Source organism: Aminobacter sp. P4_H6_2 (assembly GCF_056400805.1).
In genome coordinates, this window is the sequence record NZ_JBFUKO010000103.1 from 1 (window position 1) to 12192 (window position 12192).

Below are 12192 nucleotides of genomic sequence, written 5' to 3' on the forward strand. Positions count from 1 at the left end.
ACATAAGGCGTCGGCCGCTCAGTGGCCGCTGGTCGCCGCAGACCCTCGATCCTCAGCCTGGAGGAACTGCCAATATCCGACGTCACGCTGCCAGCCACGGGGGCGACCGCCAGCGACACTTTTGAAGTGGTCATTTACGAATGCTCTGATTTCGAAGAGGAACTCTGGATGGTACCGCCGTCAGCCTGTTGCGACCTGGCGCACGAAATGGGTCGATGAAATTTGATGCATCGGCAGCTCGATAGGTACGAAATCCGGCGCGCGCATGGCGCTGGGGATTTCGTCGGACATCGGCTGGCGTCCCTCAGGGCGGCGCGTCGGGTCGGCGATCGGAACCGTCGACAGAAGCTTGCGGGTATAGGGATGCTGCGGATTGTTGAAGACCGAGCGGCGATCGCCGATCTCGACGATTTCGCCGAGATACATGACCGCGACGCGGTGGGCGATGCGCTCGACCACGGCCATGTCGTGGCTGATGAACAACAACGCGATCTGCATGTCGCGCTGCAGGTCCATCAGAAGGTTGATGACCTGCGCCTGGATCGTGACGTCGAGCGAGGCGACGGCCTCGTCGGCGACGATGAGCCGGGGGTTGAGCGCCAATGCGCGGGCGATGCAGATGCGCTGGCGCTGGCCACCGGAAAACGCATGCGGATAGCGTTCAAGGTGTTCGGGCGACAGCTCGACCTTGGCCATGAGTTCGGCGGCACGGGCGCGCATGGTTTCGGTCGAGCCGAGCTTGTGCACCCGCATCGGATCCATCAGCGACTGCTCGATGGTCATGCGCGGATTGAGCGAGGAGAACGGGTCCTGGAAGACCATCTGCGCCTGGCGGCGAAACCGCGCCACGACCTGACGAGGCGCTCCGATCAGTTCGGTGCCGTCGAAGCGGATCGACCCTGAGCGCGGCTTGTCCAATTGCATGAGCGAACGGGCGACGGTGGACTTGCCGCAACCCGACTCGCCGACCAGCGCCAGCGTCTCGCCGGGGAAGATGTCGAAGGAGACGTTTTCAACGGCATGGACGCGGCCGGAAACGTGGCCGAACAGGCCGGCCTTGAGGTCGAAACGTGTCACCAGATTGCGGACTTCGACCAGCAGCTGGCGAGTGTCCTTGTGCGGGGCGGACGCGTTCATTTGCTGACCTCTGCGAGCTGGCGCTCGGGCTCGAATACCAGCAACGGGAATTTTTCCGGCGCATCCTTGTCGGCCATACTGCCAAGCCTGGGCACGGCTGAAATCAGGGCGCGCGTATAGATATGCTTGGGGTTGGCGAAGATGTCGTAGACGGAGCCGGTCTCGACGATCTCGCCCTTGAGCATGACGCAGACACGGTCGGCGACTTCGGCCACCACGCCCATGTCGTGGGTGATGAACAGCACCGACATGCCGATCTCGTGCTGCAGGGCGCGAACCAGATCGAGGATCTGGGCCTGGATGGTCACGTCGAGTGCTGTGGTCGGCTCGTCCAGGATCATCAGCGACGGACGACAGGCCAGAGCGATGGCGATCATCACCCGCTGGCGCATGCCGCCGGAGAGCTGGTGGGGGTACTGGTCAAGCCGGCGTTCGGCATCGGGAACGCGGACCAGCTTGAGCGTGTTCAGCGCGATCTGGCGCGCCTGCGCCGGCGTCTTGTCCTGGTGGTGGATCACCGCCTCGGCGATCTGGTCGCCGATGGTGAAGACCGGGTTGAGGCTCGACATGGGGTCCTGGAACACGATCGAAATCTCGACACCCCTGAGTGCCTCGACGCGTTTTTCGGAGAGCTTGGAGAGGTCGGCAACCTTGCCGTCCTTGAACCGCATCAATATCCGGCCGCCGGTGATGGCGGCGCCGTCATATTCGGTCAGCCGCATGATCGTCATTGCGGTGACCGACTTGCCCGATCCGGATTCGCCGACCAGCGCCACCGTCTCGCCGCGCGAGATGGTGAAGGAGATGCCGCGCACGGCGCGCACGTTCGCCTTGGAGCGGACCGCAAAAGAGACTTCGAGGTCCTCCACCGAAAGGATGACATCCTCGGGCAGTGCAAGTGTTGCGGCTTTGGCAGGGATCATCGGCACATGGACCCGTTTCAACGATGGACGTTGCGTTGACGGGCATCGAACGCAACGGCGCGGCGTTCTGTCAATAGGCCGGGACGGGGCTGCCGACGCGCTTGTGAGGGTGAGAAGCGCGGTTCGTGCGTACGACACGTTGTCCATCTCGGGCAAAAGCCAGTGAAATCAACGTGTCGCGATCGCCGCTGCTAAAACTATGCGTGTCACGCATTACGCCACCTGTCTTCGCATATCGTGCCGGACACGCAGTTCGAGGTGCCTGGACGGTCAGGCCGCGTCCAAGGTGGACTCAAAACCGCTCTTGTATTGAGGCAGTTCGGCGCATTCCTTGAGGTGTCTCCACAACACGTCGCCATCGTGGCTGCTACCGCCGACACGCCTGAAGATGCGAATCTCGACCTCCAGCGACATTTGCGGGCCGCCGATCTGGACGAGTTGGCCGTGCTTCATCGCCTCGGCGACGCAGATCTGCGGCAGCCAGGCCACGCCGCGTCCGGCAACCGCCATGTGCTTCAATCCGTCCGCAAGTGCCGACTGGTAGACCGTGCTGAGATTGAGCGGGCGGCGCCAGCGCGACTGGATCAGCGTGGTCAGCTTGCCGATATAGCCGTCGCTCCAGGAATAGGCGAGGTAAGGGATTTCAGTGCTCTCGGGCACATCGATGTCGAACAGCGCCCTGCCGTTTTCGTCGGTTCCGGACACCAAAATCAGCCGATCCTTGCCGATCTGCAGCGATTCGAACGGTCCGCCCTCCAAAACCGGCGGGCCGTCGGGATGGACATAGGTTATGGCGAAATCGCACTGGCCCGAGCACAGATGGTCGACGCTTTCGAGGAAATCCGCCGCATGCATGCTGGTGCGCAAGGGCATGCGCGAGATCAGCGGCGAGCTGATCCACTTCGGAAAGAAGTACATCGCCAGCGTGTGCAGCGAAGTGAAGGTCAGCATCGCCGAGCTTTCACCGGCGACATTGCGGCAGTCGGTGCGCAGGCGGTAGGCCTCCCGCACCAGCCTCTGGCAGCCAGGCAAAAACATGTTGCCGGCGCGGGTCAGCTGCACCGGATAGGTACTGCGGTCGATCAGGTCTGCCCCGATCCAGCTCTCCAGCGATTTGATGCGTCGGCTGAAGGCCGGCTGCGAAATATTCCGCGCTGTGGCTGCCGTTGAGAAATTCCGCGTCGCGGCAATTTCCAGAAAATCTTCAAGCCATTGCAGTTCCATGCCGGGCCTCATGCGTCTTTTGCATAGTCCATCCTATCTACACATTGGACAGACCGGCAAGCGCTCTTCTAGCCTTTCCCTAACGAGAAGAGAAACTTCCGCCTCCACCACAAGGGAACGATGATGAAACGAGCCTTAGCCCTAGCCCTTTGCCTGGGGCTCGGCATGACGGTTGCCCCCGCCATGGCCGAGACCAAGAACCCCGGAACATTTGTCTTCATGTGGACCGACGACATCCAGTCGTTCGACCCCGCCTATATCGCCAATACGCCGAGCTCCTATGGCGCGCTCAACATCTACAGCCGGCTGCTGAACTTCAACGGCTCTAAGATCTCCGAATTCGTGCCGTCGCTGTCGACCGAGGTGCCGTCGCTGGAGAATGGCCTCATCAAGCAGGCCGACGACGGCTCGGTGAGCTACACCTTCCCGATCCGCAAGGGCGTCCATGCCCACAAGGTTGGGGTCAAGGGCGCTGACGGCAAGATCACCTGGGAGTATTACGACAAGCTGACCGATGCCCAGAAGGCCGCGATCGAGCCGGGCTACGGCGAGATCACGCCTGAGGACGTGCGCTACTCGCTGCTGCGCGCCATCCTCCAGGGACAGTCATGGATGTCGAACGCGATCACCGAGGTGATCACCGCAGGCAAGTATACCGACATCGCCAAGTGGGTGGAAACAGAAGGCAAGGTCAAATCCGTCAACGACGCGACGCCTGAAACGCTGCGCAAGGTCTATGACCAGCTGGCATMGCAGATCGTCGTCGATGGCGACAATGTCACCCTCAAGCTGCCCAAATCGTTTCCTGCTACACTTGGCGTGATCGCGTTGCCGTTCGGCACCTCGATCCTCGACAAGGAATGGGTCGCCTCGGTTGGCGGCTGGGATGGTTCGGGCGACGACTGGAAAAAGCATTATCGCCCGGAACTCGGCGCCAATCCGCTGTTTGCCGAGGAAAACGGCACCGGTCCGTTCATGCTCGAGGAGTGGGATCGCACCGACCGTCGCATCACGCTGAAGCGCTTCGACAACTATTTCATGGGCCCCGCCAAGCTTGAGCGGGTGGTCATGCGCACCGTTCCGGAATGGACGACACGGCGCCTGCAGCTTCTGTCAGGCGACGCCGATTTCGTTACGACACCAGTCGAGTTCATCGACGAACTGAGCAAGACCGAAGGCGTCAAGGTCATCGACGGCCTGCAGAAAGTGTTCTCGCGCGGCATCTTCTTCGCCTGGCCGCTCGACGACAACGACAACCCGGCGATCGGCAGCGGCAAGCTGGACGGTGCCGGCATTCCGCCGGATTTCTTCGCCGACATCGACGTGCGCAAGGGCTTCAACTATGCGCAGAACTATGACGCGCTGCTGAACCAGGTGCTGCTCGGCAAGACCGTCCAGTCGCGCGGTCCCACGGTGCGCGGCATCATGGGCTATCGCGCGGATTCGCCTATTTACAGCTACGATCCCGCTAAGGCCGAAGAGCACTTCAAAAAGGCGTTTGGCGGCAAGCTGTGGGACACCGGCTTCACCTTCACGGCCTATGTGACGGAAGGCTACCCGCAGCTGACAGCCTCCCTGTCGGCGCTGCAGCAGGGCCTGTCGCGCATCAACCCGAAGTTCAAGATGCAGATCCAGGCGCTGCCATGGGCTTCCGTGTCCGACAAGCTCAACAACCGCGAAAAGCCGGCGGCCCCGCTGACTGTGATGGGCTGGGGTCCCGACTATTCCGATCCGGGCGGCCCGCTGGGTGCGGCAAGCTACTACCTCTCGCCCACCGGTCTGGTTGGCGGCATGGCCGGCCAGGGCTACCGCGACCTGATGGCGGAGAAGTTCAAGCCGCTTTTGGATGAAGCCTGGGCCTCGAGCGATCCAGCCGTGCGCGAGCCGATCTACGCCAAGCTTCAGGAGATGTCGTACGATTACGCCACCACCCAGTTCCTGTGGGAGGACTTCGGCTACGTCGTCGTCCGCAACAACATCGATGGCTATGTCGACAACATGATCCTCTACGGCGCCTGGGACTTCTACCCGGTGACCAAGGCCAACAACTGATTGGTTTCAGGCACGTCGGACGCTTGTCAGACGTGCCGACTGCTTCATTTCCCCTGAAATCGGAACGTGTGGACCCGTGCTGAATTACGCACTCAGACGACTGATGATGCTGCCCATCGTCTTGTTCGCTCTGTCATTGATGATCTTTGCGCTGCAGATGTCGCTGTCGCCGACGCAGCGTCTGGCGGCTTACGCGCCGTCGCCTGACTACCTCAAAGGGGGCCAGGAAAGCATCCGTCGAATGATCGAGCAATACGGGCTGAACGATCCTTTCTACATCCAGTACGGCCGCTGGATCGGCGGCATCCTGACCGGCAATCTCGGCTGGTCGGAAACCGCGCGGCAGCCGGTGTCGACGGCTCTGATGTCGCTGTTTCCGGCGACGCTGGAACTGGTGGTCCTGGCCTTCATTCCATGCCTGCTGCTTGCCGTATTCCTCGGCTCGCGCGCCGGCATCTACCTCAACCGCTGGCCCGACCACGTCATCCGCATCTTCACCATCCTCGGCTGGTCGTTTCCGGTCTACGTGTTCGGCCTCTTGATGCTGCTGATCTTTTATTCGGCGCTCGACTGGTTCCCGCCCGGCCGGCTCAGCCAATGGGCGCAAACGATCGTAAGCTCCGAAGAATTCGTCCGTTACACCGGCGCCAACACGATCGACGCGTTGCTGAACGGCAATTGGGCGATCTTCGGCGACTCGCTTCGCCATCTCGCCGCACCCGTCATCACGCTGACCTATGTMAACGTCGCCAGCATGACGCGGGTGATGCGCACCTCGATGCTGGAGACGCTGCGACAGGACTATGTCCGCACCGCTCGTGCCAAGGGGCTGCCGCGCCGCGTGGTGGAGCTCAAGCACGCCCGGCGCAACGCGCTGCTGCCGGTGGCCACCATCGCCGGCATGGAACTGGCCGTCATGATGGGTGGCGTCGTGATCACCGAAACCATCTTCGACTACGCCGGCCTTGGCCAGTTTGCCGCAAAGACCGCCGCCAATCTCGATTTTCCGGCGGTCCTGGGCTTCGGCCTCTACTTCGCTGTCGTCCTTGTCGTGATGAACTTGATCGTCGACCTGATCTATCCGCTGCTCGATCCGAGGGTGAAGACGCAATGAAGTTTCTTCGTTACCTCGCGCGCAATCCGGTCTCCCTGCTGGGCGTCGTGATCCTTCTGGCTTTCGTGCTGATCGCCATCTTCGCACCACTTCTGGCGCCACCGCAGAGCTTCCAGCTTTCGCCCTACGACACGCCGCGCGCCGGCTTTTTGGCAACGCCTATGCCGCCGTCCCGCGACGCGCTCTTCGGCACCACGCAAGGCCAGTACGACATCTTCTACGGCGTTGTCTGGGGCACCCGCACGGCGTTCAAGATCGGGCTCGGCGTCGTTGCGATCTCGGTACTGATCGGCACTGTGGTCGGTGCGGTCGCCGCCTATTATGGCGGGCTCGCCGAAGAAATCCTGATGCGCATCGTCGACGTGTTCATGGCGGTGCCGTTCCTGATCGCCGCGATGGTGCTGACGGCGCTGCTGGGCAAGGGCATCTGGCCGATCACGATTGCGCTGACCACTTTCGGCTGGATGAGCTATGCCCGCATCGTGCGAAGCGAAATCCTGAGAATCCGCGAGATGGATTACATCCACGCGGCCAGGAGTTACGGCGCGAGCGACCTTAGGCTGATCGTGCTGCATATCCTGCCCAATGCGATGTTCCCGGTGCTGGTGCTGGCGACAATGGCCACCGGCTCGATGGTGCTGTCGGCGTCGGCACTCAGCTTCCTCGGTGTCGGCACCGAAGAAGGTTACGCCGACTGGGGCCAGTTCATCGCCTATTCGCGCAACTGGATCGTCGGTCAGCCCGGCAACCCGTTCCAGTTCTGGTACACGCTGGCTTTCCCCGGTGCTGCCGTTTTCCTCTTCGTTTTGTCGTGGAATCTCGTCGGCGATGCGCTGCGCGACATGCTCGACCCTCGCCATTCCCATTGAGATCCCCATTGCGATTCAAGGAGCGTTTTTCCATGCCTTCTCTGTCTGCTGCCTCGATCGAGTTGTTCGAAGACCTGATCCGCTACGAAGTCGAAGACAAGGCGATCCCGTCGATTTCCTACGCGCTCGTCGATCGCGACGGCGTCCTGGCCAAAGGCCACATTCAGCGCAGCGATCGCCATTTCGACATGGGCGAAGACACCTGCTTCCGCATCGGCTCGATCACCAAGACCTTCACCTCGTTGGCGATGATGCAGCTGGCTGAAAAGGGGCTGGTCGATATCGATGTCGACGTGTCGACCTATCTGCCTGGCTTCCACCCGATCAACCCGTTCGCCGGTGCCGAGGGCGGGCCGCACGGTTCGGTGATCTCGCTGCGCAAGCTGATGACGCATACCTCGGGTCTGGTGCGTGAGCCCAAGAGCGGCCATTATCTCGATGCGACCCGTCCGCCGCTCGAAGATACGGTAAACGAACTGGCAAGCTCGACGCTGAAGCAGGATCCGAGCATCGGCATCATGCACTATTCCAATGCCGGTATCGCCGTTGTCGGGCGGGTCATCGAGGTGGTGACCGGCCAGAGCTATTCCGACTATGTCGCCGAAAACATCTTGAAGCCGCTCGGCATGAACAAGTCCTCATGCGGCATGGGGCCCGGTATCCGCGAGCGGCTTGCCCCTGCCGACATGTGGACGCTCGATGGCGATACGCCGGCGCCGGTGTTCAGCCTTGGCGGTTCGCCGGCCGGCAACATCTTTTCCACCACCGGCGACATGGCGCTTTATGTGCAGTGCCTGCTGCGCGGTGGCTTCGATGCCAAGGGCAATTCGATCGTCTCGCCTGCTTCGCTGCGCGAGATGTGGACGCCGTTCGGCAAGCGCCCCGACAGCCTGGACAAGTCGATGGCCGGCTACGGCCTGTGCTTCGGTGCGGGCGACGTCGACGGCTGGGAGTCGGTCGGCCATGGCGGCGCGGTCTACGGCTATGCCTCGCACATGCTGATCCTGCCGGGCGCCGGCATCGGCGTGCTGGTCTTTGCGACGCTCGATTTCGCCAACCAGATCGCCTCGCGGCTTGGCATCGACGGCCTGCGCATCGCGCTTTCAGAGCGCAAGATGGGCAAGGCGCTGGAGCGCATGCAGCGCCCGCCGGTCATTGCCGACGAGCAGTTCAAAACCTTGCCCGGCTACTACCGCGATGAGGCCACCAAGGAAGTCGTCGAGGTCAAGGCCAAGGCCGGCAAGCTCTATCTGATGGGCGATGGCGTGCCGCTGCAGATCCGCCCCGTCGCTGGCAAGGACTTCGTCATCGACGGCCGCATCTATGGGCGCGGTGCCGGTTATGCCCACATGAACCTGTCCTTCCCCGCGCAAGGCAAACTGGTGTGGAAGGATGCAAGCTGGACGCGCATCGACGCACCTGTCGACGAGACTGTGCCCGACGCAATCAAGCCGCATCTCGGCGAGTATGGTCCGGACTTCAACATCACCTATCTGACCTACAGCCATGGCGGGCTGAAGTGCCTGATCGAGTATTTCTGCACCCATGCTTGCGAGCCGGTGGAGGAAGGGCGGTTCCGCATGCATGGCAAGCTCTATGAGGACGAAATCCTGGAGCTCGATGCCGTCGACGACAATGGCAAGCGCGGCATCCGTGTCGGGCCGATGTTCTTGGAGCGCCGCGCATCCTCCCAAGCGGTGGCGGCCTGATCAGGATCATGACCGCTCCGTTCAAAATGGAATCGCCCATTGGCGCCCGCATGGTCATTGGCGGGCGCGAGGTCGATTATTACTGCGGCACCTCATACTTCTGCCTGCACGGCCACCCCGAGGTGATCGAGGCGGCCTGCGCTGCGACCAGGCAGTATGGCATGGGGCCAGGCACGCTGGCCCACATGCAGGTCTATGCCGACCTGCAGGAGCGGCTGCGAGAATGGTTCGGCACCGAAGAGGTCGTCTACATGATCTCCGGCTACACCAGCCCGCTGGTGTTGCTGCAGGGCCTGCGCGACGATTTCGACCTCATCTTCATCGACGCTGCGACCCACTACAGCACCCGCGATGCGATCCCGACGCTGGGCAAGCCGGTGCACGAATTCCGTCATGCCGATGCCGGCGATCTCGCCGAGCAATTGTCGCGTCATGTCTTGCCGAAACAGCGGCCGGCGGTGCTGACCGACGGGGTGTTTCCGTCCTCCGGCAGGCTTGCGCCGCTCAACGACTTCAGGCAGGCGATGGCGCCTTATGAGGGCGCGCTTTTGTGCATCGACGATTCCCATGGCGTCGGCGTGCTGGGCGAAACCGGGCGCGGGTCGTTGCAGCATGCCGGGCTCGAAGGCGAGGGCAATTTCTTTKCCGGCACGATGAGCAAGGCGTTCGGCGCGCTCGGCGGCGTTGTGCCCGGCGACGCGGCACTTGCCAAAAAGATCACGCAAAACGCCATGATCATGCGCGGCGCTTCGCCAGCACCACCAGGCCTTGCCGCTGCGGCTGCTGCTTCGTTGCGTGTGCTGCAGACGACCGACAAGCGGGCCAATCTGGCGCGCAATGTCCGCCATATGCGCAGCGGACTGCGTGGTCTGGGCTTCGAGGTTGCCGATACGCCGGTGCCGATCGTCACCATCAAGGGCGTCACGGACCTGGAGCGGATGCGCGATCGCCTCGCCGAGCGCGACATCATCGTCAGGGTCCAGCAGCCGGGCGGCTATTCCGATGCGTCCGACGTGCCGACCATGCGGCTCGCGGTGTTTTCCGAGCATTCTCCAATCCAGATCGACAGGCTTTTGTCGTCGATGTCCGAGCTTCTGTAAAAACCGTAGGGAACGATCATGAAAGTTTTCATCAGCGCCGATATCGAAGGCACCGCTGGCATCACTGTCTGGGACGAGGCCAGGAAGGGGCACGCGGCATATGAAGAGTTCCGCGAATACATGACCGACGAGCTGGTGGCGGCCTGTGAGGGCGCCAAGGCTGCCGGCGCCAAGGAAGTGGTGGTCAAGGACGCGCACTCCACCGGGCGCAACCTCATCCTGTCGAAGCTGCCGGCCTTTGTCAGCATCATCAGGGACTGGAGCGGTCACCCCGACATCATGATGTTCGGCATCGACAAGAGCTTTTCGGCCGCACTCTACACCGGCTACCACAACAAGGCAGGCACTGACACCAACCCGCTGGCGCATACGCTGACCGGCACGGTTTCGCGCCTTTTGATCAATGGCGAGGTAGCGTCGGAATTCACGCTGAATGCCCTTTGTGCCGCGCGCTACGGTGTACCGTCGGCGTTTCTTTCAGGCGATGCAGGCATGTGTGCCGAAGCCAAGGCGATCGTGTCTGGCATCGGCACCGTTGCCACCAGCGAAGGCTTTGGCCCAGCGACCCGGTCGCTGACGCCGAAGGCCTCGGTGGCCGCCATTCGCGAAGGCGTGGAAAAGGCGCTGTCGGGCGATCTGAAGGGCTGCCTTCCCAAGCTCGCCGACCGCTTCGAACTGGTCGTCGAATACACCAATCCGACCGAGGCCTATCGCGGCAGCTGGTATCCCGGCGTCGAGCATGTCGCTGCGCGCACGCTGCGTTTCACGGCGAGTGACTTCTTCGAAATCCAGCGCGCGATCCGGTTCATCGTTTAGGCACTACCAAGGGCGAGCCGGAGCTTGGTCAGTTGGATGCCTTGGCTTCCGACACCAGCACCGGGTCGCTGCGGTAGCGGTCGGGGAAGAGGCGCCTGAGGTTCTCGATCTTCGGCAGGTCGTTATAGACGATGTAGGGGTAGGTCGGGTTCAGGGCCAGAAAGTCCTGATGATAGGCCTCGGCCGGATAGAAGGCGCGGCCGGGCTCGATGCTGGTCGCGATGGCCGCGTCGTAGATCCTGGCCTGGTTGAGTTGGGCGATATAGGCCTTGGCGATTTTCGCCTGCTCGGCATTGGCCGGGAAGATCGTTGAACGATATTGCGTGCCGGTATCAGGACCCTGGCGGTTCAATTCGGTTGGATCGTGGGCGACCGAGAAATAGATCTGCAGGATCCGGCCATAGCTGATCTTGTGCGGGTCGAAGATGATCTTCACCGACTCCGCATGGCCGGTCGAGCCGGTACTGACCGTGTTGTATTGCGCGGTGTTGCTGTCGCCGCCGGAGTAGCCCGAGACGGCATCCTTGACACCTGAGACATGCTGGAAGACGCCTTGCACCCCCCAGAAGCAGCCGCCTGCCACTACCGCCACCTCCAAACCGCCTTGCGCCGGTTCGTCGAGTGCTGGCGCCGGGATTTTTATCCCTTCCTGGGCAGCGCTTGGTGCTGCGGCAAAAGCCCAAGCGCCGACTGCAGCGGCAGCTGTTGAAAGCCAAAATGCCTTGCGGTGCCAGGTGGTGATCTTCGCGTTTGAAAGTGCCTTGGTCATCGGTGTTCTCCCTATGCCGGGCCGTTGCACAAGATACGAAGGCAGGAGCGGATTTGTTACAAGGAATAAGGCAGGTCACGCGCAAGTGAATGCGCCTCAAAATCAAGCGGCCCCTGCCCCTGCCTTGCGGTGAAGCAGGGGCCGCCCGTTCGTATGCGTTGTGGCTATTTTGCTGGCTTGATGGCTGTCACGACGGTCTTGCCAGCCGTATCCGTCGCAAGGCTGATCAGGACCTTCTCGCCGGCCTTCAGCGTCTCCGCTTCGATGCCTTCAGGCAGTGTCAGAGTCTGACCGCTGTTCAGGACAACCGCGTCCTTTGCCTTGTCGACGCTCTTGATCGTGGCGCTCATCTCCTTGGCGAATGCACCGGTGGGCGCGACGGTCAGAATCGCTGCGGCAATGACAAACTTCTTCATGCTTCACTCCTGTTTCGTCTCGCCAGGCTGGCTGAGACAGGAGCGACAGTGGCAGGCGGATAT

At 62.0% G+C, this 12192-nt stretch carries 11 protein-coding genes; 6 read left to right on the top strand and 5 right to left on the bottom strand.

Features of this window, described 5'->3' with window-relative positions:
- Positions 1-180: 180 nt before the first annotated feature.
- The 3 genes from AC1DUU_RS10805 to AC1DUU_RS10815 form a co-directional block, all read right to left on the bottom strand.
- Positions 181-1137 (bottom strand): ABC transporter ATP-binding protein, encoded by a 957-nt coding sequence (locus tag AC1DUU_RS10805; RefSeq protein ID WP_476783419.1) that lies wholly within the window; start codon positions 1135-1137, stop codon positions 181-183.
- A complete protein-coding gene (locus AC1DUU_RS10810) occupies positions 1134-2060 on the bottom strand; it encodes an ABC transporter ATP-binding protein (RefSeq protein ID WP_476783420.1) in 927 nt (308 codons plus the stop codon). Before AC1DUU_RS10810 ends, AC1DUU_RS10805 begins: the two co-directional genes overlap by 4 nt.
- Positions 2061-2330: 270 nt before the next feature.
- Positions 2331-3284, bottom strand: coding sequence for a LysR family transcriptional regulator (locus AC1DUU_RS10815; RefSeq protein WP_476783421.1), 954 nt, complete (start codon positions 3282-3284; stop codon positions 2331-2333).
- A 165-nt stretch (positions 3285-3449) separates the two neighbouring features.
- Here AC1DUU_RS10815 and AC1DUU_RS10820 point away from each other — a divergent pair, with 165 nt between their 5' ends.
- The 6 genes from AC1DUU_RS10820 (at position 3450) to AC1DUU_RS10845 (ending at position 10944) form a co-directional block, all read left to right on the top strand.
- The gene (locus AC1DUU_RS10820) at positions 3450-5336 is read left to right on the top strand and encodes an ABC transporter substrate-binding protein (protein WP_476783422.1); all 1887 of its coding nucleotides are present in this window, start codon (positions 3450-3452) and stop codon (positions 5334-5336) included.
- Positions 5337-5412: 76 nt separating this feature from the next.
- Positions 5413-6450, top strand: coding sequence for an ABC transporter permease (locus AC1DUU_RS10825; protein WP_476783423.1), 1038 nt, complete (start codon positions 5413-5415; stop codon positions 6448-6450).
- Positions 6447-7319 carry an ABC transporter permease gene (locus AC1DUU_RS10830; RefSeq protein WP_476783424.1) on the top strand — a complete coding sequence of 291 codons (873 nt, stop codon included), beginning with the start codon at positions 6447-6449 and terminating at the stop codon, positions 7317-7319. Before AC1DUU_RS10825 ends, AC1DUU_RS10830 begins: the two co-directional genes overlap by 4 nt.
- Before the next feature lie 32 nt (positions 7320-7351).
- Positions 7352-9028, top strand: coding sequence for a serine hydrolase domain-containing protein (locus tag AC1DUU_RS10835; protein WP_476783425.1), 1677 nt, complete (start codon positions 7352-7354; stop codon positions 9026-9028).
- Between the two features lie 8 nt (positions 9029-9036).
- The gene (locus AC1DUU_RS10840; RefSeq protein ID WP_476783426.1) at positions 9037-10128 is read left to right on the top strand and encodes an aminotransferase class I/II-fold pyridoxal phosphate-dependent enzyme; all 1092 of its coding nucleotides are present in this window, start codon (positions 9037-9039) and stop codon (positions 10126-10128) included.
- A gap of 18 nt (positions 10129-10146) precedes the next feature.
- Positions 10147-10944: a M55 family metallopeptidase gene (locus AC1DUU_RS10845; RefSeq protein WP_476783427.1), complete on the top strand. Its 798-nt coding sequence runs from the start codon at positions 10147-10149 to the stop codon at positions 10942-10944.
- A 28-nt stretch (positions 10945-10972) separates the two neighbouring features.
- On the opposite strand, the gene msrA is transcribed toward AC1DUU_RS10845, so the two are convergent.
- Positions 10973-11713 (bottom strand): peptide-methionine (S)-S-oxide reductase MsrA, encoded by a 741-nt coding sequence (msrA, locus tag AC1DUU_RS10850; protein ID WP_476783428.1) that lies wholly within the window; start codon positions 11711-11713, stop codon positions 10973-10975.
- Positions 11714-11877: 164 nt separating this feature from the next.
- Positions 11878-12129, bottom strand: a complete 252-nt coding sequence (locus tag AC1DUU_RS10855; protein ID WP_476783429.1) for a DUF1344 domain-containing protein — start codon at positions 12127-12129, stop codon at positions 11878-11880.
- Positions 12130-12192: the final 63 nt, after the last annotated feature.